Here is a 24,765-nt window from a genome sequence, read left to right as displayed (position 1 = left end):
ATTACCTCGCCCCGCATGATGCGGCATCGCCCTCAGGCGACGCCCTGGTTCAGCACGGTCTGGGGTCCAGGAGCGTGGTCCAGTTGCGCGAGGAACTCCTCCAACCGCCCGATCTGGGTGTCGAGATGGTCGATGCGCTGGCGGGCGCGAGAGGCGTTCTGCCCGGCGGTGTCGATGGCAGCCTCGTCGGCGCCCTCGCGCTGGCCGTACTCGCCTGAATTATCCATCAGTGTGGTCGCCTGAGCGTAGTAGAAATCCAGCCGCTGGCTCAGGCCGTCGCGCTCACGGCGGGCATCCGCCAGAGCCATGGCAATGGCATTGCGAATGGTGCCGAAGCGGGCCTCGTCAGTTTCGGCGTCGCGGCCGGAATTGCGGGTTCGAAAGGCACGGGGACGAAGGGAAAATAGCGACATTTTTCGTCTCCTTAACGGCTGCCGGCGCGCATGACGACGACCTTGACGGTCTTGATCAGGATCACGAGATCACCGGAAAAAGACCATTCGCGGACATAGCGGCTGTCGAGCTGGACGCGCTGGTCGTAGTCGACATCGCTGCGCCCGCTGACCTGCCACAGGCCCGTGATACCGGGGCGAACAGCGGCGTAATGCGCGATCTCGTCGGCATAGCGCACCACTTCCTCCTGAACGATCGGACGGGGCCCCACCAGGCTCATGTCACCGCGGATCACATTGAGGAGCTGCGGCAATTCATCAAGGCTGGTGACGCGCAGAAAGCGACCTAGAGGCGTGATGCGGGGGTCGTCACGCAGTTTCTGCGTGGCGTCCCATTCGGCGCGCGCCTGCGGAAACAACTCAAGGTGCCGCCGCAACGCCTCTTGGGAATTGACCACCATGGAGCGGAACTTGAGGCAGCGGAAACGCCGGCCATTCCGCCCAATACGCTCATGCGAGAACAGGACCGGTCCTCGATCGGTGGAAAACAGAATGACAGCGATGAAGAACATGGCCGGCAGGGCGAAAGCCAGAATGGCCAAGGCCGCGATCAGGTCAAAGGCCCGTTTGGCTCCGGTGCCACGCCGTGCGCTCATGTTGGAAAGTCTGTCCGATGAATCGACGTCGGCATTGGTGATCGACATGAGATTTTCTCGCGAAGTTGAGAACCAGGGAACGCGCAGCGCCAACCATCCATCCGGGCATAAGCTATGGTTCGCGCAAGCGCAGGCGCCTACGCGGGACCCAAGCCCCTCAAAACATCAAACTGGTCCCGGACCGCTTAGTCCGGGTGCGCCGCATGTTGACGACAACGCCTCCGTGACCGGATTGCGTATCGCCATCGGCAGGAGGCAAACATGATCAGAAAAGCGTGGCAACGCCGGGTGCGCATAGCTGCGATGCGCCGGTTTGTCACAAATTCACCCCAAACGGCTGGGGCAGAACCGGAGCAAATCAGGGAGCAAGATGAAGGGTCTAGCGGCGACGGTGCCTGACAAGACTATCGTTTTGGCTCTGCTATGCGGCACAGCTGCCGCAAGTAAAACCTGGCGATCACCAATTGAACAGAAAGGCGACACCGTTCCAGAGCAGGTAGATGCCGACCCAGGCCAGAGCCATGATACCGATGGCAACCAGCCCCCAGGGCCATGGGAAAGCTGTGCGCTCCTGCACCGGCTGAGATGCGGTCAGCGGCGCCTTATGCACCTGCCCGTCATCGGGTCCCTTTGGCTCCACGAAAACCTCCCATAGCTGCCCGGACCAGCGCCCGGCAACGGGTCCTGCAGTGGCCGCGGTGTCGACCTCTGCGGGAGCGAATTCCGCCCCCGTAAACTCACTACCATCGCACGGTAAATACAAGCCTCATAGCGCGGGTGAAATAGCCACGTCGATCACGACTGCGTTGAATGTCAGGGTATCCCGCGCGGGACGCAAAGCCAGATTCACCATGCAGTTCTATTTTGCGCCGAGGCAAATTGCGCGTACTTACTTCGCAGCTCTGTCAAAACACCAAAAAACAAATATGGCGCCATATAGCCAATATGGCCGAAACCTGACCCAATGCTTCGAAATTTGACAGATGCGATCAAGAGCATATCTGCAATCGAGCCATGCAACCCCACAATGCATTTCGAGTGGATCGACTTGCTCCATCATGCTCCAATTCGGCGTCATACGCAGAATAAGGAGAGCTATGTGTTGAAACCTGTAAGGACCGCCGTTTTCCCCGTTGCAGGACTGGGCACTCGATTCCTGCCTGCCACTAAGGCCATGCCCAAGGAAATGCTGACCGTGGTCGATCGACCGCTGATCCAGTATGCCGTCGACGAGGCCCGCGAAGCGGGCATTACCCATTTCGTCTTCGTGACCGGCCGCAACAAGGGGGTGATCGAGGACCATTTCGACCGCCAGTTCGAGCTGGAAGCAACGCTCGAGAGTCGCGGCAAGACCCGCATCCTCAAGGAACTGCAGCAGGACCTGCCCTCGGCCGGACGAACCAGTTTCACCCGGCAGCAGGAGCCCTTGGGGCTCGGTCATGCCGTCTGGTGCGCGCGCGACATCGTCGGCAACGAACCCTTCGCCCTGCTATTGCCCGACATGCTGTTTAAGGGCCGCCGCGGCGTCCTCAAGCAGATGATGGAGACCTACGAGCGGACCGGTGGCAACGTCATTGCGGTCGAAGAGGTCCCGATGGCCGAAATATCGTCCTACGGCGTCGTTGGACGTGGCGCGGGCGACAGCCGGAGCTTCCGCATCAATGACATGGTGGAGAAGCCGGCCCCGGCCGATGCGCCGTCCAACCTGATCATTTCCGGCCGCTATATCCTGCAGCCGGAGATCTTCACGCTGTTGGCTGATCAGCCGCGCGGTGCGGGCGGGGAAATCCAGCTGACTGACGCCATGCAGACGCTGATGCGGCAGCAGGACTTTACCGGCGTGAAATATGAGGGCCAGTCATTCGACTGCGGCTCAAAGGTGGGGTTCCTGACCGCAAACGTCGCCTATGCGCTGGATCGGGACGATATCGGCGACGACTTCCTGGCCGCATTGACCAAGATCGGGCTGCACAATGCCCTGATGGAAGGCTTCCGGATCGCCGCTGAGTGACCCTGTGCAAACGGCGCCCTAATGGGGCGCCGCTTCCACCTGCTTTTGCGCCCGCTGCTCGGCCTTATGGGCAAACCGTTCCAAGCCACCCACATCAGTAAACCGGGGCAGCGCGCCCAGATCCACCTTGTTGAGCACCACGCCAACCAGGTAATCGGCCAGCTCAGGCTCCTGCTCCAGCAAGCTGTTGAGCAATCTGCGGGGCGTCTTGCCCCATTCCGCCACCAGAATATTCCCGTCGGTAAGCGGCAGAACCGCAAGGGCGTCGATGACGAGGCCCAGGGCGGGCAGATCCAGAATGACATAGTCAAACTGTCCGCGCGCCTCGGCGAGTACCTTCTGCATGGCGATGCCTGAGAGGTCGCCGCCGCCCGCTTCCGGCGCCGAGGCTGAAAGGCTCACGATCCCCGTCTCGTCGTCCGTTGCGGTGGCCCGACGCCAGTCGCCCATTTGCGATGGCAGGACGCGTCCCGGCATCCGCGCCGTGTTCTCGTCGGCATTGATCACCAGAACGCGCGAGCCGGCGGCAGCCAGCATTTCCGACAAAGCGGTGGCGAAGGTGGACTTTCCCTCCCCTGGCAACGCCGAAAGAATGCCAATCACGGCAGTCCCATGGTTGGCCGCGGGCTGCAGCACCAGGCGCGTGGCCTTGAGCGTCTCCATGAACGGCCCGCGCCAGCGCCGCCCGATGCGCTGGCCAAAGGCACCTCGGACCAGGGCGCGAATAGTCGTGCGTTGCTCCTCTGGCGTCGCGCCGGGGCCGAACTGGAGCTTGGGCAGGTAGCCGAGGAAGCGGAGGCCCAGATGGCGCCGGACCTGCGCGCCCACGCGGAAACCGCGCTCACGCAGTTCGTTGAAAGTGCCCAGTACCGCGCCGATGAAGGCGCCGCCGATGAGGGCCGCCACCAGGATGATCATGGTCTTCGGGCTCGACGGCCGCTCGGGCAAGAGTGCATCGGTCACGATACGAACCGAAGGGATCGGGAAGCTCTGCCGCTGCACCGATTCCTCATAGCGCAGTAGGTAGCTGTTATAGAGCGAGCGCAGCGCATCGGAGCGCTGCTGCAGCTCGTTGAGGCGCACCTGCTCCTGACTGATCAAGCCGGCATTCTGGCCTTCGGAATTGATGTCCCGACGAAGGCCCGCCTCCTGCTGCGTGGCGATGGCCAGTTGCGTGCGATATTGCTCGTCCAGACTTTGCAGCAGCGCAAAGATGCGGCTGTCCAGCGCAGCCTTCTCGGCCGCGAGCGTCATCAATTGCGGGTGCTCTTCACCAAAGCTGGCGCGCACCTCGGCAATTCGGCTGGTCAGTGCGGCGGACTGCGTGCGCAGCGCCGCGATATCAGCCGGGTCGGTCTGCGTGCCGCTCAGCAGCGATACATAACTGGCGGCCGATTGCGGTCCCGCCGCAACCACCGTCTGCAACTGCTCAGACAAGGCCCGCAGCCGCGCGGTTTCCGCCTGTGCTTCGGCCAGTTGGTTGGACAGGGTCTCGATGCGCTGATTGGTGAGGTTGCGATCCTGCCCGACGGACAGGCCGGTTTGCTGGCGGTAGTCCTCGATGGCGAGGCTTGCATCGCGCTGGCTTTGCCCGATTTCGGTCAGCCGCAGCTGCAGCCAGTCGGCCGCTGCGCCGGTTGCCTCGAGTTCCGCATTGAGCTGATCCTGCAGCAGCGCCTCGGCATAGGCGCGGGCAATGCGCTGCGCCAGATCGGGGGTCCCGGCTTCGTAGCCAATGCGGATGATCGAGCTGCGCCCCATGCGGTCGACCTGAACATTGGCGCGCAACATGCCGACCACTTCGTCGAGACCCGCTTCCAGCGAAGCTGGCCGCTCGGCCTGACCGAAGGGCAGCAGTCCACGCAGCCGCTGCGTGAAGGATGGCGGCGGGTTGAGAAATTCCTGATCGGTCATCAGGCCTTCGGCCTGCGCTACCGCCGTGGCGACGCGGCTCGATCGCAACACTTCGATCTGGTTGAGCACCTGCGCTTCCAGCTCGACACTGCTGGTCGCGACACCGCCCTCCCCGGCAACCTGCTCGAGGTTCCGGTCCAGCAGCACCTGCCCGGCCGACAGATAGTTGCGCGGCGCCAGCGAAAGGTAGAGCGCCGCCAGCAGCAGCATCACCGCAAGGCTCGCGCCCAGCACCAGTGCCTGCCGACGCAGCAAGGAGAACACCCGCTCCAGATCGATGGTCTTCAGATCGGACGGTTGCGGGGCCAGCGTCTCGGGATAGAGGGTCTTGTCAAGCATGGGTGTACTCCGCCGTTATGGTCGGGAAGAAAAATGGGACGCTCACGATGGCGTCGATTGCCCGTAATGCACGGCCTGACGCACGCCCAGAATGCCGCCCGCCACGCCCATATGCAGCACGGCGCGCAGCCAGTTCCGCCGGCGATGCACCGGCGAAAATGCTGTGAGCGCGGTCATCAGGCCGCAATAGAAGATTTTGGCTGCCACGATCGCCAGGGCTTTGGCACCAGCATCGGCTTGCAGCATGCCGTGGGTTTGCCCGAAGCGCAGGCGGCGGCGCACGAGCCAGTTCATGGTCGCCCGTTCTATCGGAACCGGCTCCTCGACGACCGCATTGGCAGCGTAGCCGATGGAGCCACCCAGAGCCGTGAGCTGATAAAAGAACGCCGTGTCCTCGCCGCCGGATTTACCGAGCGCCAGATCGAAGCGCAGTCCGCGATAGGGCGCGCTCCAGCGGATCAGCACGTTGCAGGTGTAGCCGGTGCGGATGCTGCCGCAGACGAAGACCGGCAACGTCGAATGAAAGTCCCCCTCGGCCATCCAGCGCGGCGCGTCAGGGCCGTAGATGGCCCGTACTGGTCCCAGCACAGCTGCCGCGCCACTTGCCTCGGCCTGAGCAACCAGGGCCATGATCCAGTCGGGGGTGACAGTTTCGTCGTCATCGACAAAGGCGACGTAATCGGCATCCGCATGGTCGAGGCAGGCATTGCGCGCGACGCAGATATTGGCCGCTGGGGCGTGAACATAGGTGATGGGAAACGGCAGTTGCGCGCGCAGGTCATCGACCAGTTCCCGGGCCGAGGGGTCATGATCGTTGTCGGCAATGATCACCCGGAGCAGGTGTCCGCCATCGGCAAGCCGGGCGATGGAGGCCAGTGTCTCGGCGAGGAATGGCCGGCGAAAGGTGCAGATGCAGATATCCACGCTGGTCATGGCGCTCACACCGTTTCCCGCCGAAACGGCCGCTGCGCCACATGGGCCCAGAAGCCGGACGACCAGGCCAAATGCATGATCATCGCCGCCAGACCCACCAACGGCGACAGCACCATCGGCATGCCCTGTTGCGGGTAGTGTGTTCGCGCCGCGTGCATGCCCAACGCAATGCAGCCTAGGCCCCACAGGGCGAGGGGCACCAAAAAGCCCCAATGCCAGAGGGACAATGCCGCCAGCAGCACCACCGGCAGGATGGCGAGTGGCATCAGCTGACGCAGACGTGGGCGCATGCGGTGCTTGAGGATATTGCGTGCCCTGCCCCCGCCATAGCCAAAATACTGCCGGAACAACCCACCAACCGTCGAGCGCGGATAGTAGGTCATGGCGGTGCGCTCGGTGAGCCAGATGGTCTGCCCGGCCTGCCGCAAGCGGTAGTCAAGCTCCGCATCCTCGTTGAAGCGGAAGCTCTGGTCGTAGCCACCCACGCCGCGAAAGGCGTCCACGCGCATCAGCGCATGATGGCCGTGATCGACCGACCCGCTGCCCAAGCCCGTCCGATGGGCGGAGCCCCCGGTGCCGATGGCTGAGTTCTGCGCTGTGGCCACGGCGCGCTGGAATGGTGCAACGCCAACGGTGGTCATGGGCACGACGACGCTGCCGACCTGCCGCTCCTCGGCCTCGGCGACCAGCGTCCGACAATAATCCGGCGGATAGGCGCCATGCGCGTCGATGCGGATGAGATAATCGACGCCGTCGCCAAACTCCTGCACCGCCAGGTTGATCGCCGCGCTCTGGATACGGTGCGGGTTGTGCATCAATGCGACTCGCGGTGCCGTCAGCGCGCGCTGCGCCACGATATCGGCTGTACCATCCGTACTGCCGCCGTCGGCGACGATGACAGTTGCGTCGAGCGCCTCAGCCTCGACCAGTAGCGCGTCCAGCAAGGGGCCGATATGCCGCGCTTCGTTCAAGGTGGGAATGACGATGATGGTGCGGGCGCTCATGCTGCGACCTCCAGGGCGGGCTTGCCGGCAAGGCGCGTGACAAGGTCAATGCAGTCCTGCACATCGCATCGAAATGTCGCTTCATCCTGCGCCGCGACCGCGGCCGCCAGTTGCCGAATGCGCTCAGCGGTCATGCCCTTGAGCATATCGACCAGCGTTTGTTGCGAAATATCAGGCACTTCGATGCCAATGCCGAGCCGCTGGATGAAGGCCGCTGTTTCCGTGCCGGCCAGGGCGATGGGGATGGCGCCGTTGAGACAACCCTCATAGAGGCGGTTGGGCAGCAGCCAGCTCGAATTGAGCCCCGCTTCAAAGAAGTCGATCGCCCAGACGAAGTGCACGCCCGAATAAAGCGCGGGCAAATCGGTGGGGTAGCGAAAGGCCCCACCATAGGCGAGATGCGGCGCCGCGCTTGTCGTCGCGTGAAAGTGGTCGAACTCGGTCAGCGCCGGTTGGCCGGCCAGGGTAACCTTAAGCTGCCCGTCCAACTGGCGCGACAGCGCGGCAAGCGCCGCCAGCGACTTGTTGCAGCGCAGGGCGCCGAACCAGCCGATGCGAATGGGCGAGACCTCTTCGCGCAGAGCCGGATTGCGGCCCAAATCACCGATGTCGGGCGCAAACACCTTGTTTTCCACCAGCAGCGCCGGTGGCGCGCCATGGATGTCGAAATGATGGCGCAGAAAGGCGGGGGAACTGGTGATCAGGAGGTCGACGCTCCGCATCAGTCTTTGTTCGAGTGCGCGCATGGCCTGACCGATCCGGTCCGGCCGCAGCATCAGGCGATGGAGGTCCAGGCATTCGTAGATTAGGGTCGGCGCATGGTCCCACAACCCGAGCAAGCGGCTGGCCACCCCCAGCATTTCAAGATTGCGCGCCACGATCACATCGGGGCGGCGCAGCGACCGCGACCAGTTGGGTGCGCGCCAGGCGGCACCCAGTGTCGCCGCGAGCCGGTGCAGCATGCGGCCGTCATGGGTGATGTCGAGTTCTACTACGGTGTCGATTGGCAACGTCGGCGGCGGCGCGTCGCCACGCCGAAACCCGGCGATTTCGACCTCGGCGCCCCCTGCCCGGAACATGGCGACGCGCCGTGCCACCGCCGGGTCCGCAAGGTTGTGAACGAGATACAATATCCTTGGCAAATAGCGTCTCCTGTCCCGAGCGAGGCGTATGCTCAAGGGGCCGACTGGCCGGCAGCGACTGCCGCTGGCATGTCCCTTCACCGAGGCGATGGGAATGAACGGCGAGTTGAGGACGCACGGCCGATAGGGTCAACCTGACCCGGGGTGACACTGTGATGCGCAGAGCGCATGCCACGAAAGAGCCCTAATCCAGCGCGGCGGCTCGTTGGCGGGGATAGTCGTGCCGGTGTTTCGGACGGCGCGACAGCAAGTTGACATTCGCCCTAGTCAGTGAGAGCCTGCAATGGAGTGGGTTGCTCATCAAAGTAACTGTGGCCCATTTTCTTGCGTCGAGTCTGTTCCTGCACTGAGTCACTGAAGGTGATGCAAGGAGCGTGGCCATGCGAATGAGCATACGACATGACGGCCGCCTGGGTCGGTTAGCATATCACCCAATCGGACTGGTCCGCGCATTTCGAACTCGCCTGCCGAAAGGGAGGTGAGTGTACGATGGCCATTGCACTCATCCTTGTGCTCATCGTCGTCGGATCGTTGCTGTTCCACTTTTTGAGCCCGTGGTGGTTCTCGCCGCTGGCATCGAACTGGGGCTATATCGACGACACCACGGTGCTGACATTCTGGATCACCGGCGCGGTGTTTTCAGCCGTCCTGCTGTTTGTCGCTTACTGTCTGTTTCGTTTCCGGCATGTGGAAGGCCGCAAAGCCGCCTATGAACCCGAAAACCGGCGGCTGGAAGGCTGGTTGACCGCCATCACCGCTGGCGGGGTGATCGCGATGCTGACTCCGGGCCTGTTTGTCTGGGCCCAGTTCATCGAGGTGCCCGAAACGGCGACTGATGTGGAAGTGATTGGCCAGCAATGGCTATGGAGCTTCCGGCTGCCAGGCGCAGACGGCAAGCTTGGTGCTGCCGACAATAGCCTGGTCGATTTCGACAATACGCTGGGCGTCAGTCCGGCTGATCCGTTCGGGCAAGACGACGTGCTGCTCGAAGGAACAGAGCTCGTGCTTCCCGTGGACCGGCCAGTGCGGTTTCTATTGCGGTCGATCGACGTCCTGCATGATTTCTATGTCCCGGAATTCCGGGCGAAGATGGACATGATCCCGGGCTCGGTCACCTATTTCTGGGTGACGCCGACCCACACCGGATCCTACGAAATTCTCTGCGCGGAACTGTGCGGCACGGGACACCCGTTCATGCGCGGTGTGGTGAGGGTTGTTACCGACGAGGAGTACCAGGAATGGCTGACGGAGCAGATCACCTTTGCCAGCCTCGCCCTCTGAGCGCGAAACGCCCGCAGGGCCTTGAAGAGGAGACTTGGGGAGGAATTTATGGTCGACATCCCGCATGACGCGAGCGCATCGGCGCCGCTCGCCGAAATCGAGGATATGGAGCTTTACCACCCGCGCAGCTGGTGGACGAAGTATGTCTTCTCGCAGGACGCCAAGGTCATCGCCGTCCAGTATGCGGTGACGGCGCTGGCGATCGGCTTTGTCGCGCTGGTCTTGTCCTGGCTGATCCGCCTGCAGCTCGGGTTTCCGGGCCTGGTCGATTTTATCGATGCCGATCGTTACTACCAGATCATCACCATGCACGGCATGATCATGGTGGTTTATCTGCTGACCGCGCTGTTCCTGGGCGGCTTCGGCAATTACCTCATCCCGCTAATGGTGGGCGCGCGGGACATGGTGTTTCCCTACGCCAACATGCTCAGCTTCTGGCTCTATTTCGTCGCGGTGATGCTGCTGGTGATCAGCTTCTTCGTCCCGGGCGGCCCGACCGGCGCCGGCTGGACGCTGTATCCGCCGCAGGCCATCCTCTCCAACACGCCGGGCCAGCAATGGGGCATCATGCTGATGCTGGTGTCGCTGATCATCTTCATCATCGGCTTCACCATGGGAGGCCTCAATTACACGGTGACCGTGCTGCAGGCGCGGGCGCGGGGCATGACACTGATGCGCCTGCCGCTCACCATCTGGGGCATTTTCGTCGCCACCGTGATGGCCCTACTTGCCTTCCCGGCCTTGTTCGTCGCCTCGGTCATGATGCTGTTCGACAAATATTTGGGCACCAGCTTCTTCATGCCGACCCTCGTGGAAATGGGCGAGCTGCTCAGCTATGGCGGGGGCAGCCCGATCCTGTTTCAGCACCTGTTCTGGTTCTTCGGCCACCCCGAGGTCTATATCGTCGCCCTCCCCGCTTTCGGCATCGTCTCCGACCTGATCAGTACGCATGCGCGGCGCAATATTTTTGGTTACCGGATGATGGTCTGGGCCATCGTCGGCATTGGCGTGCTCAGCTTCGTGGTCTGGGCCCACCATATGTATGTGAGCGGCATGAACCCCTATTTCGGGTTCTTCTTTGCCACCACCACCCTGGTCATCGCCGTGCCGACCGCGATCAAGGTCTATAATTGGGTGCTGACCCTGTGGCGGGGCGACATCCACTTCACCCCACCCATGCTGTTCGCGCTCGGCTTTATCGTCACCTTCGTCAATGGCGGTCTTTCTGGGCTGTTTCTGGGCAATGTGGTGGTCGACGTGCCGCTCTCCGACACCCTGTTCGTGGTCGCCCACTTCCATATGGTGATGGGGGTGGCGCCGATCCTTGTGATCTTTGGGGCCATCTATCACTGGTATCCCAAGGTCACCGGCCGGATGCTCGGCGACACCCTGGCCAAGTTCCATTTCTGGGTGACGTTCCTCGGCGCCTATCTCATCTTCTTTCCCATGCACTATCTGGGCCTGATGGGCCTGCCCCGCCGCTATTTCGACACTGCCGACATCATGATCATGCCGGAATCGGCGCACACGCTGAACGCCTTCATTTCCATTATGGCCTTCATCGTCGGCTTCGCGCAGATCGTGTTTGTGTTCAACCTGATCTGGAGCCTGCGTCACGGCAAGCCGTCGGGGCCCAATCCCTGGCGCGCGACCACGCTGGAGTGGCAGACCCCGCAGACTCCGCCGGCCCACGGCAATTGGGGCGAGCATCAGCCGCTGGTCTATCGCTGGGCGTATGATTACAGCGTGCCGGGGGCCAAGGAGGATTTCATCCCCCAGAACGAGCCGGGCGCGCTGACCAAGGGAGGCGCGGCATGAACGCGATCCTTGGCTTCATCGCCATCCTGACCCTCATCGTGGGATGGTGGCTGTCGCGGCACGGAATATTCGCCAAGCCCTGGTTGCAGGTCGATCAGGCCGGCGGCGTGGCGGCCACCAATCCCTCGCCCTATGCACCGGCGCAGGTCGGACTGGGCGTGTTTCTGGCCGTCGTGGGGTCGCTCTTCGCCCTGCTGATGACCGGCTATCTGCTGCGCTCCGAGGGTTCAGACTGGCGAGATATGGCCCTGCCCTGGATTGTCTGGCCCAATACGCTGGTGCTGCTCGGCACCGGACTGGCTCTGGAATGGTCGTTGGCCGCTTTGGCGCGCGGCGCCACCGCAAGCCTGCGCGCGGGCGTGCTCGTGGCGAGCGGGTGCGCCGTGCTGTTCCTCGCCGGCCAACTCCTGGCCTGGCGGATGCTGGTGGGCAGCGGCAACTTCGTCAATTCCGGACCGGCCGCCAGTTTCTTCTACCTGATGACGGCAGCCCATGCCCTGCACGTGATCGGCGGCATGTTTGCACTCGCCGGCACGTTCGAGCGGATCAGGCGACATGATCGGCCCGAGCGCATCCGTCTCAGCGTCGAGCTATCCGCCACCTATTGGCTGTTCATGCTGCTGATCTGGGCGCTGCTGCTCGGGGTGCTGTCGGGCTCGGCTGGCGAGTTCCTGGCGCTGTGCGGCCAGCTATTGTCCCAAGGAGGCCGACCATGAACGATCATGTTGCGACGCCACCTGATGTCACGCCGGCACCGACGCCGGGCTGGCGCTCCATCGTCTCCGACTGGTCCTCGGACCAGCGCTCGTTCAAGACCGCCTCCTGGGGCAAGGTGATGATGTGGGTGTTCCTGCTGAGCGACACCTTCATCTTCGGCTGCTTCCTGCTCTCCTACATGACGACGCGCCTGTCCACGACCGCGCCCTGGCCCAATGCCAGCGAGGTGTTCGCGCTGGAGATCGCCGGCCAGCATTTCCCGCTGCTGCTCATCGCCATCATGACCTTCGTGCTGATCACCTCGAGCGGCACCATGGCCATCGCGGTCAATTTCGGCTACCGGCGCGACCGTAAGAAAACCGCCATCCTGATGCTGCTGACCGCCGCATTCGGTGCACTCTTTGTGGGCATGCAGGCGTTTGAATGGAGCAAGCTGATTTCTGAGGGCGTTCGGCCCTGGGAGAACCCGTTTGGCGCGCAACAGTTCGGCGCCATTTTCTTCATGATCACGGGCTTTCACGGCACCCATGTCAGCATCGGCGTCATCTTCCTGCTGATCGTCGCCCGCAAAGTCTGGCGGGGTGATTTCGATAGCGGCCGCCCCGGCTTCTTTACCGCCCGCAAGGGGCGCTACGAGATCGTCGAAATCATGGGCCTTTACTGGCACTTCGTCGATCTGGTGTGGGTGTTCATTTTTGCCTTGTTTTACCTGTGGTGAGCCAGATGAATCATAGCGCGACCGCCTCCGCTCCGCCGACATCCACCCACGCTGAGAGTCAGCAGCACCCGATCCGCCTGTACCTGGTGGTATGGGCGTGGCTGTTCGTGCTCAGCGTCGGCTCATACTTGGTCGATATCCTGCAGTTCCAGGGCCTGTTGCGCTGGGGATTGATCCTGGCCTTGATGGCCCTCAAGTCCGGGCTGATCGTTTCGATCTTCATGCATATGCGCTGGGAGCGGCTGGCGCTGAGCTACGCCATTCTGGTGCTCCCGGTGTTGATCCTGGTCTTCGTCATGCTGATGGCATTTGAGGCCAGCTACACGCAGATGACCCGCGTGCTATTCCTCAATGGGGGAACATAAGCCCCAGCGCGTCACTGTGAGCGCAGGATTCAGATCGTGCCAGGTGACCGCCGGGTCGGCGCGGCGGATTGCGACCTTCGCGTGCGGGCTTGCCGGCCGGCCTGCGGCACGATCAGTTTGCGATAAAGATGCCATGTGGCATGGCCCAGCACCGGCATAATAATCACAAATCCGATGAACAGCGTCGCCATGCCCACGGCTAGCGATACCGCCACAATCAGGCCCCACAGCGCTACAGGAACCGGATTGGCCAAGCTGGCCCTGATGGACGTGGCGATGGCCAGGCTGGGGCTGACATGCCGGTCGAGCATCAGCGGGAAGGACACCACCGAAATGCCCAGAACCTCAATAGCGAACAACAGCCCGATGACATTGCCGGCGACGATCAGGATCCGACCATTGGTCGTGGTGAAAACCTCGTAGAACAAGGCCGACAGCGAGCTCGGCAGGGCGTTGCCGAACAGGCCCGCGAACAGCACCTGCGCAGCGATCAGCCAGGTGACGAACAACACGCCCAACACCAGGCCCAATGTGGCGATGGATAGCAGGGCGGGCGATCGAAAAACTTCGAAGCCATGTTTCCAGGACGCATCAAGACCAAGCTCCTGACGTCGGCTGATCTCATAGAAAATCAGGGCCACGAAGGGTCCAAGCAGGGCGAAACCAGAGGCCAGCGGGTATAATAGTGGCAACACGTTCTGCCCGGAAATCCAGAATGCCAGCACCGTCATCACTATGGGATAGATCAACCCGGCAAAGACGTAGTGCGATGGATGCTGCCAGAAATCATCGAAGCCATGCCTGAGGGCGTCCACGACATCACCCGTGCCGATCTTGCGGATTTCGGGGATAGCACTGTGCCCGACGACAACGCCGGTGCCTCTGCGAGATGGCAACATGTTGTCCTCCCAAACGCGCCATGAACCGGCCGTCGGCAGCGTGTTTCCGCCAGGACAAACTTCTTGGCCACGCCTACGCGACCTATACCGCCATAGTAGCGCCGATGGCTCGCCATGTCAGCTCGTTGGCTGGTCCGCACCAAAGCATCAAAACTCTTATGTAGAGGCTTGGTTTATTTGAGTATTCCCAGGTTGGCCATATCCAACTTCAGGTCATTCTCCGCCGCAAAATCTCGCGCATAGAGAGCGGATAGCAGGTCGAGGCCGGCCCGGTGCAGGACCGGAGGGACACCGACTGCCTCGCCCAGGCGAACCAGGGGCACCAGGCCGAATGGCGCGTCTTCCAGCACGTAACGGCTGTCGGCTTTGGTCGGCCCGAGTTGGCCCGGACCCATGGCCCGGATGGTGTCTGCCATCTCCGGCAAGGGCGCCAGTGGGATATTGTAGCTCAAATGGTAGTGCTCGGCCGCCGTACGCACCGAGAGGCCCAGGGCATCGGCAATGGCCAGACGTTCGCGGTCCAGTGCGTCCATCAGGCGGGCGACGGATGGCGTCAGGTTTTCACTTTGCCCCCAGGCCTCGCCACGCTCCATCCGGGTGAAATTGGTGAGCGCCAGGGCCAGATGGCTTTGGGGATTGAGGTTGGATAGTGAGATGGCCAGCAGGTTGGCCCGCGGTTCAAAATGGTCACCGAACAATTCACGGCAAAGCGAAATGGCGCCAATGTCATTGGCCGGGGCCGTTGCGACGTCGATGCGCTTGCGTATGGTGTTGATCCGAACCCCGGTCTCCCCGACGCGCCGCGCGCGCAGCAACGTCGTCCCCCAGGCGACAACCGGAACCTGCAACTGAGCCGCCTCAAGCTGCTGCAGCAGGTGGAAACCGCCCAGGGCCGGATGCGCGTTGATGATGATGGTTTGGCCTGGAGAAACCGACTCGGCCAAGGCGTCATAGACCATCCGGTGGCCATTGGCCGGCAAGGCGATGAGGATAGCTGTCGCCCCGGAAATCGCGTTTGCTATGTCAGCGGCGATCTCGGGTCTGTACTCGCCTTCGACCAGTCCTTCGCAGTGCAACGCCTGCTGTTTCAGGGCAAGGGTACTGCGCCCCGAAGGCGACCACAGGGCGACCTGATGGCCGCGCTCCATGAGATAGGCTGCGCTGGCGAAGCCGATCGCTCCAGCGCCAAGAATGGCGACCCGCATGACCCGCTCCTAGTTGAAAAAGCGAGAGGGACGGAACTCGGCCAGCTCGGGCACGTCGCGCCCATGCACCAGCTCCGCTGTCACGGCCTCGCCGATGAAGGCGCCAAGGGTGACGCCGCTATGCGTCACAGTCACGTAGTAGTCCTTGAGAGCGGGATGGGGCCCGATGGCGGAAAGCCCGTCGCGCGGGATGGGACGAATGGCGGTCCGAACCGCTTCCACATGCACGCCCTTGAGCGCCGGCATCAATTCCGTGACGCGCGCCAGCAATTGCTGGGCGGCCGGGTGCGATGGCACCGGATCGGCATCGGCGGGTACGGTCTTGTCGATATCATTGGCGCGCAGGAGAATGCGCCCTGCCCCATCGGGACGGCAATTGACCAGCGGCGTGCGCAGGCCGTGGCGCAGGCTCGTGTCACAACTGACGGTATAGGCGATCAGCCCGACCGTGGGGGCTAGTGGCAATTCATAATCCGGTACGCCGACCACCTCGTTGGCCCATCGGCCGCCGCTATTGACGACAAGATCGGCTTCGATCACCGCGCCCGTGTCCAGGGTTACCCCGCGCGCCGCGTTGTCGCGGACGACGAGCCCGGTGACCTTGCCATAGACCAGTTCCAGTCCGTGCCTGGCGATGCCTGCCTGCACCATGGCACCAGCGTAAACCGGAGCATCGAGCCAGCCGTCCTCGGGATAGTAGATCGCACCGGTCTCGTTGAATGTGCTCAGGTCGACATCGGGTTCGAGTTCGGCCAGCGTCTGGCGATCGATGGTTTCAGCCGGATAGCCCCACTGTTTGAGCCGCTCCAGCTTGTCGAAATCGCCCTCATCGAAGCCCGCGGCCTCGGCACCGGCGTCCTGCCACTGCACCACGCCCGGACGATGCAGCCAGTTGGCGCCCGCAAATTCCTCGGCGACACGGCGATGCGAGCGGACCCCGGCCATATTGAGTTCGAAATAGGCCTTGGAGGTCAGCTTCTCGCAGGCATTGACCCAGGCATAGCTCGTCGACGAGGTGCCGCTGCCCACCCGATTGGCTTCTACCAGGACGACTTCTGCCCCCGCTTCCGCCATGCGGAAGGCGATGGATGAACCGATGATCCCGGCTCCGACGACAATGACTTTCATGCTCTCGATCCTTATTCTTCTGCCCAGACGCGACCCAGCTCAGCCAGCATCAGCGGCCAGCAGCGAATGCCTTCGCGGATGCTTTGGATCGCATAGGATTCGTTGGGCGCGTGGACGCCGTCGGCCGGCAGGCTGAAGCCGAACATCAGCGTATCGATGCCAAGCTCGGTCCGAATGGTGGAGGTAATGGGCGACGTGCCGCCGCTACGCACCCGGACCGGGGTTTGCCCGGTTACGTCACGGAGCACCCGATCGGCCGCAATCACCAGAGGGCTGTCCTCGGCCAAATTATAGGCCGGTGCGCCATTGCGATCCGAAGTGATGTCGAGGCTGGTGCCAACAGGCTTGTGTGCCTCAAGATGCGCGATGACGGCATTCGCAGCGATCTGGGGATCCTGGCCCGGCACCAGACGAATGGTAATTTTTGCGTGGGCCTCATTGGGAATGACGGTCTTGGAGCCTGGGCCGGTATAGCCACCCCAGATACCGTTGAGCTCAAGAGTGGGCATGAGCATCAGCCGTTCAACGGCCGAATATTCCGGATAGCCGTGCGGCACGCCGCCAAAGCTGGCGAAGAATTCGTCTTCGTCCATGCCCAGTTCGGCGACATGGCGACGGGCCTCAGTGCTGGGCAGCGAAGCCTCGGGCAGAAAGCCGTCAACGACCACGCGGCCTTCCGCATCATGCAGGGACGACAGCAGGCGCGTCATATCGTGCAAGGCGTTGCGGGTGGTGCCGCCATAACGGCCCGAATGCAGGTCGCGCACGGCCGAGGTCTTGAGCGTAACTTCCAGGGCGTTGACGCCACGGCAGCCGACATTGATGGCTGGCCAGAACCCGTTTCGCCCGCCATCGGCAGAGAGGACCATGTCCCCCTGCAACAGGTCGCGATAGCGTTCGAAAATCACCGGCAGCGTCACGGCGCCGACCTCTTCCTCACCCTCGAACAGGCAACGGACATTGAATGGAAAGCCGCCCTCGATCGCCAGATAGGCCGCGAGGCTTTCGATGGCGATGGTCGAGGAACCCTTGTTATCCGAGGCGCCACGGCCGTAAAGGCGGTCGCCTTTCTGGGTCAGGACGAACGGATCGGTCTCCCAGGCCGACAGCGGATCGGGCGGCTGGACGTCATAGTGGCCATAAACGATCAGCGTCGGCTTGCCGGGGGCATGCAGCCAATCGGCATAGACCGCCTTGTGACCACCACCGTCCAGCAGTTGGATGTTCTCCATGCCGATTTCGCCCATGCGACGGAGCAGAAACTCGCGCGCGCCCTGCATGCCTGCCTCGAAAGCGGGATCGGCGCTGACGCTGGCACAGGCGACATATTCTGCCAGCCGGCCAATGATGGCATCGAGCTGAGTTTCCAAGTGATCGGCAACACGTACGGTCATGAGCGGTCTAGTCCTTGAAGTTTCGATTAGTTGGCGCGTGGGTCCAGCGCATCACGCAGGCCATCACCGAGCAGGTTGAAGCCCAGGACGACGAGAAAGATCGCGCCGCCGGGAAAGATCGACATCCACGGAGCCTGGGTCATGAAATTCTTGGCGGTATTGAGCATCGATCCCCAGGAGGGGTTGGGTGGCTGTTGCCCGAGCCCCAGAAACGACAGGCTGGCTTCGGCAATGATCGCCGTGGCGACGGTGATCGTCGCCTGCACCACGATGGGGGACATCACATTGGGCAGGATGTAGCGGATGATGATCAGGAAGTGCGGCAGGCCGATCGCGTGCGCGCCCTCGACATAGTCCTCGGTCTTGACCGCGAGCACCTGCCCTCGGGTCAAGCGGACGAAGATCGGCGTTGCCGCGATGCCGATGGCGAACATGGCATTGGTCAGGCTGGGGCCAAGAGTTGCCGCCAGGGCAATCGCCAGGATCAGCGACGGAATGGCCAGCAAGGCTTCGATCACCCGCGAGATCGTGCCATCGACCAAGCCACCAAAATAGCCGGCAAGCAATCCCAATGGCACGCCGATTGCCAGCGCAATGGAAACCGAAACCACGCCCGCCATCAGCGACGCACGGGCGCCGTAAAGCAGCCGGCTGTAGATATCGCGGCCAATTTCATCGGTGCCCAGGATGAAGTTGGCCGAGGGTGGCTTGCGAACATCGGTGAAGGCGGTGGCGAATGGATCGTGGGTGGCGAAAACAGGAGCAAAAACCGCCAGCACGACGAAAAACAGGACGATGGCGGCGCCGACCAGCGCGCCGCGATTGCTGGCAATCTTGGACAGTGCTCGGAAACGGCGGCGCGGCGCGACGGCCTCGGCTTGGACGGCTACGGTCATTGCGGATGCCTGAGACGGGGATTGATGAGGATGTAGAGCACGTCGGCAAGGATGTTCATGGCGATGAAGCCGATGGCGGTGAACAGCACCACGCCCTGGACCACGGCATAGTCACGGGTAAAAACCGCATCGACGATCAGCTTGCCAAACCCGGGGATGACGAAGATCTGTTCGGTCAGCACGGCGCCGGCCAGAAGATCGCCGAATAGCAGGGTTGCCAGGGTGACGATCGGCATCAGCGCATTACCGAGCGCATGCCGGAGAATGACGGCGCTGCTCAGCAGCCCCTTGGCACGGGCGGTGCGGATATAGTCAGAACTGAGCACGCTCAGCATCGCGCTGCGGGTGTGGCGCATCAAATAGGCCGCGACGGCGGTCGACAGGACAAAGGCCGGCATCAGCATGGTCTTGATCGATAGCCAGAAATCCTGCGTGATCGGCACATATCCCGAGGCAGGCAGCAGCTTCCAGTTCACCGCAACGACCATGATCAGGATGATGCCCAGCCAGAAATTGGGAATCGACATCCCCGATAGGGCAACGGTGTTGGTGGCGTAGTCGACGATCGTGTTCTTGCGCACGGCGGCGATGATGCCGGCAGGAATGCCGATCAGCATCGCCATGATCATCGCCATCGTCGCCAACTGCACCGTGATCGGCAACTTCTGCAGGATCATGTCGGACACGGACAGCCCGGTGCGCAGGGATCGACCAAAATCGCCCTGCAGCACATTGCCGACCCAGGCTAGATATTGGATCGGCACCGGGTCGCCGAGGCGGTATTTATCGCGCAGGAACGCCAGCACCTGCGGGTCGGACTCCTCCGCCATCATCGTCATTATCGGGTCGCCCGGCAGCATGCGCTGCAGACCGAAGATGATCATCGACAGGATGATCAACGTCGGTATGGCGAGCAGGATACGTCGGAGGATGAGCTTGATCATGGAGTCGGACCTGTTTCAGGTCGAGGCGGCGGTAGAACCGCCGCCTCGATATGGATCACTCTTTCGGCTTCACCCCTGCCAGGCGCAACACGCCGTCGGCATAGGAGGCGATACCGTCGAGCTTGGCGCTGTAGGCCCAGGTCCGGGGCGTGTAGTAGAAATACAATGCCGGCAGATCCTGCTGGGCGATTTCCTGCGCCTGGTCATAGAGTGCCTTGCGCTCGGTGACGTCGTTGACGACGCGCGCCTTGTTCAGCAGTTCGGTCAGCTCTTCATTGCAGTAGCCGCCGACATTGCCGGCGCTGCCGCAGGCGAGGTAGCGGTGGAAGTTGCCGTCGGGGTCGATACGACCCGAAGCGCCAAACTGGCTGACGTCGAAATTGCCGGCTTCACGCTCTTCAACATAGGCGGCGAACTCGGTCGGACGCAGGGTGATGTTGAACCCGGCCTCGCTTGCCATCGCCTGAACCAGTTCGAAGAGCTGCTGCATGGCGCTGTTATTGGCGTAGAGGATCTCGAACGAAACCGTCTCATGGCCAGCTTCGGCCATCAACTGCTTGGCGCGCTCGATATCGCGACCGCCGCCATCGAATTTGGGATTGTAGGACCAGGACGCGCTGGAGAAGGGCTGGTAGGCAGGCGGATAGGTGCCGGCGCCCAGAACCTCGTTGAGCACGTTGCGGTCGATGGTCAGATTCAGCGCTTCACGCAGGCGCTTGTCCTGGTTGATCGGGCTATTGGCGCGGTCGCCATTGCCCATGTTGAAGTTGACGCCATAAAAACCAAGGCCGGTGACCAGATCGAACACCAGGTTCGGATCGTTCTTGATGGTCTCCATATCCGACGGCGCCGGGCGCTCGATGATCTGCAGATCGCCCGACTGCAAGTTGGCCAGGCGAACCGTGGTGTCCGGAATCGGGCGGTAGGTCACGGTATCGAAGTGGTAGTTGTCGGCATCCCAGTGGTCGGCAAACTTTTCCATCACGATACGATCGTTCTGGATGCGCTCGACAAACTTGTAGGGACCCGAGCAAACCAGGCCACCTTCGCCGGTGGTCTCGAAGGTCGCAGGCGAGATCAGCATGCCGGCGCGGTCGGTAAGATTGGCGAGGAAGGCGGCATCGGGCGCCTTGAGGGTGATCGCCACCTGATAATCGCCGAGGACATCGACGGAGGCCACCGAGGCCAGCTCGGCCTTGCGGTTGCTTTCCGGCAGGGTCATGGCGCGGTCGAGGTTTGCCTTGACGGCTTCGGCGTTGACCGGCGTGCCATCATGGAACAGCGCATCGTCGCGCAGGGTCATGGTCAGGACGGTATCACCCTCCGACCAGGCCCATTCGCTGACGACACGTGGCACGATGTTCAGCGAGGTGTCGATGTCGAACAGGGTATCGCACATCGGCCCGAAGACCAGGCGGCCAACGAAAGTATTGGCGCGGTGCGGATCGAGAATATCGGGATCGTCCTGCATCGCGATATTGAGGTTGGCGGCAAACGCCGTCGAGCTCAACATCGCTGCAAGAATAGTAGTCAAGGCTAGCTTCTTAAACATCAACGTCTCCTGCTTCACTAATGTCGTCCACTGATGCCGCCGCGAGCCCCTCGCCCGTGGTGTCTTTTTGCGGATCAGAATGAAAATTGGCCTAGGGCTACCTACGTTTGCACCGACTTGGCCGTTTCCTTTTCCCGTTGCCGGGCCCGATAAAGCTCCAGCCGCGTTTTGAGGGCCGGGCTCCGTTCTGCCGGAAATGGCACGCTTGCCCCCGCAGATTGAATTTCCCGCCAGAAGTGACAGGCGACCTGCCGCCCTGCCCCCACCACCTCGAGTTCCGGATGATCGGTCGAGCAACGAAGACGGGCGTGCGGGCACCGGGTGTGAAACCGGCACCCGGTTGGGGGCGCGGTCGGGCTCGGTACGTCGCCCTGCAGCAATTGGCGCGTGCCGCGAGCAGAGGGATCTGAAACCGGGATCGCCTGCAGCAGCGCCGAGGTATAGGGGTGCAACGGCGTCTCGTAGACATCGTCCGCCGAGGCGAGTTCGACGATCTCGCCCAGATACATGACGGCGACGCGGTCGCTCATATGGCGGATGACCGCGAGGTCATGCGCCACGATCAGCAGCGTCAGGCCGAAATTCTGCTTGAGCTCACCTAGTAGATTGACGACCTGGGCCTGGATCGAAACGTCGAGGGCCGAAACCGGCTCGTCACCCACGATCAGCTTCGGCCCGCCCGCCAAGGCCCGGGCAATGCCGACGCGCTGCCGCTGCCCGCCGGAGAATTCATGGGCGTAGCGATCGCTCCAATCAGGGCGCAGGCCGACCGTACGCATCAGGTCGTCCACCCGATCATTCACTTCGCTACCCTTGGCGAGGCGATGCAGGCGGATCGGCTCCGCCAGGATATCCCGAACCGTCATGCGCGGATTGAGCGACGCAAAGGGGTCCTGGAAGATGATCTGCAATTCACTGCGCAAGCGGCGCATCTCACGCTGGCTGAGCGCCGTGATCTCGCGGCCCTCATAGAAGACCTGGCCGGAGGTGGGCTCCAGCAGACGCAGCAGTGCCCGCCCCAAGGTCGACTTGCCACAACCGGATTCCCCGACGATAGCGAAGGTTTCGCCACGGGCGATGGTCAATGACACATCGGAAACCGCATGCACCAGGTTTGATGCGCGCATGAAGCCAGCCGGATGCCCGAAGCGCTTCACCAAGTTGCGCGCTTCAAGAATTGGAACAGACGAGGCGGTCATGCCGCTCTCCCATGCAGTTCGAGCGGGGCATACCAACACGCGACCTGGTGGTTTGGCGCTGCAGTGAAAATGGGCGGCACCTGCTCATGGCAGCGCTGATCGGCGAACGGGCAGCGCGTGGCGAAGCGGCACCCCTTGGGCATCAGTGACAGGGGCGGCACTGAGCCTTCAATCGTCGCCAGCGCGCCCGTCCGGCGGCCGAGCGACGGCACCGAACCAAACAGGCCGAGCGTATAAGGATGCTGTGGGTCGGAGAAAATATCCTCCACGGTCCCGGTCTCAACGATGCGGCCGGCATACATGACCGCGACATGATCTGCGACCTCGGCCACGACGCTGAGGTCGTGGGTGATCAGGATCATCGCCGTGCCGGTTTCCTTTTGCAGCCGGCTGATCAGCGCCAGGATCTGAGCCTGAATGGTAACGTCGAGCGCCGTCGTCGGCTCGTCGGCGATGAGCAGCTTGGGCGAATTCGCCAACGCCATCGCAATCATGGCACGCTGGCGCATGCCGCCGGACATTTGGTGCGGATAGGCGTTCAGCCGCTTTTCCGGCGCTGGAATTCGGACCAGCCGCAGCATTTCCAGCGCCCGCTCATGGGCATCCTGCTTTGACACTCGGCTATGCCGACGAATGCCCTCGATGATTTGCTGCCCCACCGTCATCGACGGGTTGAGCGAGGTCATCGGCTCCTGGAAAATCATCGCCATGCTATTGCCGCGCAGGTCGGCGCGCTGCCGATCCGGCATCGTGAACAGATCCTGCCCCTCGAAGATGGCGCGACCGCTGGCAATACGGGCAGGCGGGGTCGCCAGCAGGCCCATCAGCGCCAGCGACGTGACGCTCTTGCCGCAGCCGGATTCACCCACAAGGCACAGGGTTTGGCCGGGAAAAACCGAAAATGATACGCCATCGATCAGGTGATCCGACCCGGAGGTGGAAAAACTGAGGGAGAAATCCTCGACCGTCAGCAGGGGTTGGGAAGCCGGTTGGGTCATGCTGCTGCCTCGAAGAACCGCGCCGGGCGATAGGGCGCATATTCAGGCGCTGGACGCCCGCTCAGGATTTCATCGCGCAAGGCCAGCCCGATAAAGGCGCTGGTATTGATGCCGCCATGCGTGACCGCCACCCAATAATTTTCGATGCCGGGGATCGGCCCCACACAAGGCAAACCGCCCTTTGGAATGGGCCGAACCGCAATGCGAACGGCCTCCACCGGAACGCCGGCCAGAGACGGCACCAGCGCACCAAGGCGCTCCACCAACGCCTGCGCCGCCGGATGCGCGGGGTTCGGCAGATCGTGCATACCCACGGTTTCGTCCAAGTCATTGGCGCGGAGCAGCAACCGGCCACCACCGTCGGCACGAACATTGAGATTTGGGGTCCGGAGGATTTTGCGGATGGTGGCCGGCAAGGCCGGCGTATAGGCAATGAGGCCCACGGTCGGGGCCAGCGGAACCTGCAAGTCCTCGCAGCCCACCACATCATTCACCCAGCGGCCGGCGCAATTGATCACAACATCGGCCATCAGGCTCTCGCCGGCGGCAGTGGTAACGCCGACGGCGCGGTCACCCTGAACCAGGACCTGCGTCACCCGCGTCTGGGTCCGCACCTCGGCGCCATAACGTCGAACCGCAGCATCCAGCAGCGCCCCGATGAAAACCGGCGCCTCCACATAGCCATCTTCAGGATAATGGATTGCGGCGTGGCCTTCATCGATGGCGGTGTCTGCAAGTTCAGGCTCCAGACGCTTAAGATCGGCCCGCGTCAGCAGCTCGGCCGGATATCCCAGCTCCTGCAGCCGTGACAGCTTGAGCCCAGCACGCCCTCCCGCCTGCCCTTCCAGCTCGGCATGCTGCCACTGGATGGCGCCAGGACGCCGATACCAATCTCCCTGAGCGCCAAACTCTTCGGCGATCGCTGCATGGGCATGGACGCCGGCAAGGTTCAGCCGGAAATGATCATTGGAGTCGACCTTCTCGCAGGCACTGACCCAGGCAAAGCTGACAAGCGACGTGCCGGCGCCAACCCGGCCGGCTTCGAGCAGCAGAACCTGCACGCCGGCCTCAGCCAGACGATAGGCGACCGAAGAGCCGATAACGCCAGCCCCCACCACTATCGCTTTCATCGTCGCCCCCATCACGAGAATGCACTCCAAACGCACAATGCCTGATTATGCATTCATTTCAAGCAAAAATTCGTCACATATGCAAACTGGAGGGCACCGGCGCGAACGACACAAAAAAACCGCCCGCAAC

Annotated in this window: 23 protein-coding genes; 6 read left to right on the top strand and 17 right to left on the bottom strand. The window is 62.5% G+C overall.

Translation table 11 applies throughout. The features are described 5' to 3' along the window. Positions 1-32: 32 nt before the first annotated feature. From ACX3OW_RS19790 to ACX3OW_RS19780, 3 genes are all read right to left on the bottom strand, one after another. Positions 33-413: a hypothetical protein gene (locus ACX3OW_RS19790; RefSeq protein ID WP_459097512.1), complete on the bottom strand. Its 381-nt coding sequence runs from the start codon at positions 411-413 to the stop codon at positions 33-35. A gap of 11 nt (positions 414-424) precedes the next feature. Further along, positions 425-1,096, bottom strand: a complete 672-nt coding sequence (locus tag ACX3OW_RS19785) for a sugar transferase (RefSeq protein WP_459097511.1) — start codon at positions 1,094-1,096, stop codon at positions 425-427. Positions 1,097-1,505: 409 nt separating this feature from the next. Next, on the bottom strand, positions 1,506-1,688 hold the full coding sequence (locus tag ACX3OW_RS19780) for a hypothetical protein (RefSeq protein ID WP_459097510.1): 183 nt from the start codon (positions 1,686-1,688) through the stop codon (positions 1,506-1,508). A 459-nt stretch (positions 1,689-2,147) separates the two neighbouring features. On the opposite strand from ACX3OW_RS19780, the gene galU reads away from it, so the two are divergent. Then, positions 2,148-3,059, top strand: coding sequence for a UTP--glucose-1-phosphate uridylyltransferase GalU (gene galU, locus ACX3OW_RS19775; RefSeq protein ID WP_459097509.1), 912 nt, complete (start codon positions 2,148-2,150; stop codon positions 3,057-3,059). A gap of 18 nt (positions 3,060-3,077) precedes the next feature. Here galU and ACX3OW_RS19770 read toward each other — a convergent pair whose 3' ends face one another. Genes ACX3OW_RS19770 through ACX3OW_RS19755 form a run of 4 tightly spaced genes read right to left on the bottom strand, consistent with a single transcriptional unit; the run spans position 3,078 to position 8,346 of the window. Continuing rightward, a complete protein-coding gene (locus tag ACX3OW_RS19770; RefSeq protein ID WP_459097508.1) occupies positions 3,078-5,312 on the bottom strand; it encodes a GNVR domain-containing protein in 2,235 nt (744 codons plus the stop codon). 42 nt (positions 5,313-5,354) lie between these two features. Continuing rightward, positions 5,355-6,245, bottom strand: coding sequence for a glycosyltransferase family 2 protein (locus ACX3OW_RS19765; protein WP_459097507.1), 891 nt, complete (start codon positions 6,243-6,245; stop codon positions 5,355-5,357). Positions 6,246-6,250: 5 nt separating this feature from the next. Further along, positions 6,251-7,249 carry a glycosyltransferase family 2 protein gene (locus tag ACX3OW_RS19760; RefSeq protein WP_459097506.1) on the bottom strand — a complete coding sequence of 333 codons (999 nt, stop codon included), beginning with the start codon at positions 7,247-7,249 and terminating at the stop codon, positions 6,251-6,253. Then, on the bottom strand, positions 7,246-8,346 hold the full coding sequence (locus ACX3OW_RS19755) for a glycosyltransferase (protein WP_459097505.1): 1,101 nt from the start codon (positions 8,344-8,346) through the stop codon (positions 7,246-7,248). The genes ACX3OW_RS19760 and ACX3OW_RS19755 overlap by 4 nt, the downstream gene beginning before the upstream one ends. A 534-nt stretch (positions 8,347-8,880) precedes the next feature. Here ACX3OW_RS19755 and ACX3OW_RS19750 point away from each other — a divergent pair. Genes ACX3OW_RS19750 through ACX3OW_RS19730 form a run of 5 tightly spaced genes read left to right on the top strand, consistent with a single transcriptional unit; the run spans position 8,881 to position 13,290 of the window. Further along, positions 8,881-9,672: a cytochrome c oxidase subunit II gene (locus ACX3OW_RS19750; protein ID WP_459097504.1), complete on the top strand. Its 792-nt coding sequence runs from the start codon at positions 8,881-8,883 to the stop codon at positions 9,670-9,672. A gap of 48 nt (positions 9,673-9,720) precedes the next feature. Further along, positions 9,721-11,490, top strand: coding sequence for a cytochrome c oxidase subunit I (locus tag ACX3OW_RS19745; RefSeq protein ID WP_459097503.1), 1,770 nt, complete (start codon positions 9,721-9,723; stop codon positions 11,488-11,490). Beyond that, positions 11,487-12,206, top strand: coding sequence for a cytochrome c oxidase subunit 3 (locus tag ACX3OW_RS19740; RefSeq protein ID WP_459097502.1), 720 nt, complete (start codon positions 11,487-11,489; stop codon positions 12,204-12,206). The genes ACX3OW_RS19745 and ACX3OW_RS19740 overlap by 4 nt, the downstream gene beginning before the upstream one ends. After that, a complete protein-coding gene (locus tag ACX3OW_RS19735) occupies positions 12,203-12,925 on the top strand; it encodes a heme-copper oxidase subunit III family protein (protein WP_459097501.1) in 723 nt (240 codons plus the stop codon). The genes ACX3OW_RS19740 and ACX3OW_RS19735 overlap by 4 nt, the downstream gene beginning before the upstream one ends. A gap of 5 nt (positions 12,926-12,930) precedes the next feature. Then, a complete protein-coding gene (locus tag ACX3OW_RS19730) occupies positions 12,931-13,290 on the top strand; it encodes a cytochrome C oxidase subunit IV family protein (RefSeq protein WP_459097500.1) in 360 nt (119 codons plus the stop codon). A gap of 29 nt (positions 13,291-13,319) precedes the next feature. Here the strand turns inward: ACX3OW_RS19730 and ACX3OW_RS19725 are convergent, their stop codons facing one another. The 10 genes from ACX3OW_RS19725 to ACX3OW_RS19680 form a co-directional block, all read right to left on the bottom strand. After that, complete coding sequence (locus tag ACX3OW_RS19725) at positions 13,320-14,189, bottom strand: DUF2189 domain-containing protein (RefSeq protein ID WP_459097499.1); 870 nt, start codon at positions 14,187-14,189, stop codon at positions 13,320-13,322. Between the two features lie 173 nt (positions 14,190-14,362). Next, entirely contained in the window at positions 14,363-15,394 is a 1,032-nt protein-coding gene (locus tag ACX3OW_RS19720; protein WP_459097498.1) for an NAD/NADP octopine/nopaline dehydrogenase family protein, read from the bottom strand. Between the two features lie 9 nt (positions 15,395-15,403). Continuing rightward, positions 15,404-16,522 carry an NAD(P)/FAD-dependent oxidoreductase gene (locus ACX3OW_RS19715; protein ID WP_459097497.1) on the bottom strand — a complete coding sequence of 373 codons (1,119 nt, stop codon included), beginning with the start codon at positions 16,520-16,522 and terminating at the stop codon, positions 15,404-15,406. 11 nt (positions 16,523-16,533) lie between these two features. Then, positions 16,534-17,916 carry a M20/M25/M40 family metallo-hydrolase gene (locus ACX3OW_RS19710; RefSeq protein ID WP_459097496.1) on the bottom strand — a complete coding sequence of 461 codons (1,383 nt, stop codon included), beginning with the start codon at positions 17,914-17,916 and terminating at the stop codon, positions 16,534-16,536. A gap of 26 nt (positions 17,917-17,942) precedes the next feature. After that, a complete protein-coding gene (locus tag ACX3OW_RS19705) occupies positions 17,943-18,812 on the bottom strand; it encodes an ABC transporter permease (protein ID WP_459097495.1) in 870 nt (289 codons plus the stop codon). Next, the gene (locus tag ACX3OW_RS19700; protein ID WP_459097494.1) at positions 18,809-19,756 is read right to left on the bottom strand and encodes an ABC transporter permease; all 948 of its coding nucleotides are present in this window, start codon (positions 19,754-19,756) and stop codon (positions 18,809-18,811) included. The genes ACX3OW_RS19705 and ACX3OW_RS19700 overlap by 4 nt, the downstream gene beginning before the upstream one ends. A gap of 55 nt (positions 19,757-19,811) precedes the next feature. Next, entirely contained in the window at positions 19,812-21,308 is a 1,497-nt protein-coding gene (locus ACX3OW_RS19695) for an ABC transporter substrate-binding protein (RefSeq protein ID WP_459097493.1), read from the bottom strand. Between the two features lie 101 nt (positions 21,309-21,409). Continuing rightward, positions 21,410-22,507 (bottom strand): ABC transporter ATP-binding protein, encoded by a 1,098-nt coding sequence (locus ACX3OW_RS19690; protein WP_459097492.1) that lies wholly within the window; start codon positions 22,505-22,507, stop codon positions 21,410-21,412. Next, on the bottom strand, positions 22,504-23,505 hold the full coding sequence (locus ACX3OW_RS19685) for an ABC transporter ATP-binding protein (protein WP_459097491.1): 1,002 nt from the start codon (positions 23,503-23,505) through the stop codon (positions 22,504-22,506). Before ACX3OW_RS19685 ends, ACX3OW_RS19690 begins: the two co-directional genes overlap by 4 nt. After that, positions 23,502-24,635 (bottom strand): NAD(P)/FAD-dependent oxidoreductase, encoded by a 1,134-nt coding sequence (locus tag ACX3OW_RS19680; RefSeq protein WP_459097490.1) that lies wholly within the window; start codon positions 24,633-24,635, stop codon positions 23,502-23,504. Before ACX3OW_RS19680 ends, ACX3OW_RS19685 begins: the two co-directional genes overlap by 4 nt. Between the last annotated feature and the right edge of the window lie 130 nt (positions 24,636-24,765).

It is taken from the genome of Devosia sp. A449 (genome assembly GCF_054489375.1).
This window is presented reverse-complemented; position numbering and strand designations above follow the sequence as displayed.

Excerpts from the sequence above, each read along its gene's own strand:
- ACX3OW_RS19790 (WP_459097512.1), bottom strand. The coding sequence starts at position 413 with ATGTCGCTATTTTCCCTTCGTCCCCGTGCCTTTCGAACCCGCAATTCC.
- ACX3OW_RS19785 (WP_459097511.1), bottom strand. The coding sequence starts at position 1,096 with ATGTCGATCACCAATGCCGACGTCGATTCATCGGACAGACTTTCCAAC.
- ACX3OW_RS19770 (WP_459097508.1), bottom strand. The coding sequence starts at position 5,312 with ATGCTTGACAAGACCCTCTATCCCGAGACGCTGGCCCCGCAACCGTCC.
- ACX3OW_RS19765 (WP_459097507.1), bottom strand. The coding sequence starts at position 6,245 with ATGACCAGCGTGGATATCTGCATCTGCACCTTTCGCCGGCCATTCCTC.
- ACX3OW_RS19760 (WP_459097506.1), bottom strand. The coding sequence starts at position 7,249 with ATGAGCGCCCGCACCATCATCGTCATTCCCACCTTGAACGAAGCGCGG.
- ACX3OW_RS19750 (WP_459097504.1), top strand. The coding sequence starts at position 8,881 with ATGGCCATTGCACTCATCCTTGTGCTCATCGTCGTCGGATCGTTGCTG.
- ACX3OW_RS19745 (WP_459097503.1), top strand. The coding sequence starts at position 9,721 with ATGGTCGACATCCCGCATGACGCGAGCGCATCGGCGCCGCTCGCCGAA.
- ACX3OW_RS19740 (WP_459097502.1), top strand. The coding sequence starts at position 11,487 with ATGAACGCGATCCTTGGCTTCATCGCCATCCTGACCCTCATCGTGGGA.
- ACX3OW_RS19735 (WP_459097501.1), top strand. The coding sequence starts at position 12,203 with ATGAACGATCATGTTGCGACGCCACCTGATGTCACGCCGGCACCGACG.
- ACX3OW_RS19730 (WP_459097500.1), top strand. The coding sequence starts at position 12,931 with ATGAATCATAGCGCGACCGCCTCCGCTCCGCCGACATCCACCCACGCT.
- ACX3OW_RS19725 (WP_459097499.1), bottom strand. The coding sequence starts at position 14,189 with ATGTTGCCATCTCGCAGAGGCACCGGCGTTGTCGTCGGGCACAGTGCT.
- ACX3OW_RS19720 (WP_459097498.1), bottom strand. The coding sequence starts at position 15,394 with ATGCGGGTCGCCATTCTTGGCGCTGGAGCGATCGGCTTCGCCAGCGCA.
- ACX3OW_RS19715 (WP_459097497.1), bottom strand. The coding sequence starts at position 16,522 with ATGAAAGTCATTGTCGTCGGAGCCGGGATCATCGGTTCATCCATCGCC.
- ACX3OW_RS19710 (WP_459097496.1), bottom strand. The coding sequence starts at position 17,916 with ATGACCGTACGTGTTGCCGATCACTTGGAAACTCAGCTCGATGCCATC.
- ACX3OW_RS19705 (WP_459097495.1), bottom strand. The coding sequence starts at position 18,812 with ATGACCGTAGCCGTCCAAGCCGAGGCCGTCGCGCCGCGCCGCCGTTTC.
- ACX3OW_RS19700 (WP_459097494.1), bottom strand. The coding sequence starts at position 19,756 with ATGATCAAGCTCATCCTCCGACGTATCCTGCTCGCCATACCGACGTTG.
- ACX3OW_RS19695 (WP_459097493.1), bottom strand. The coding sequence starts at position 21,308 with ATGTTTAAGAAGCTAGCCTTGACTACTATTCTTGCAGCGATGTTGAGC.
- ACX3OW_RS19690 (WP_459097492.1), bottom strand. The coding sequence starts at position 22,507 with ATGACCGCCTCGTCTGTTCCAATTCTTGAAGCGCGCAACTTGGTGAAG.
- ACX3OW_RS19685 (WP_459097491.1), bottom strand. The coding sequence starts at position 23,505 with ATGACCCAACCGGCTTCCCAACCCCTGCTGACGGTCGAGGATTTCTCC.
- ACX3OW_RS19680 (WP_459097490.1), bottom strand. The coding sequence starts at position 24,635 with ATGAAAGCGATAGTGGTGGGGGCTGGCGTTATCGGCTCTTCGGTCGCC.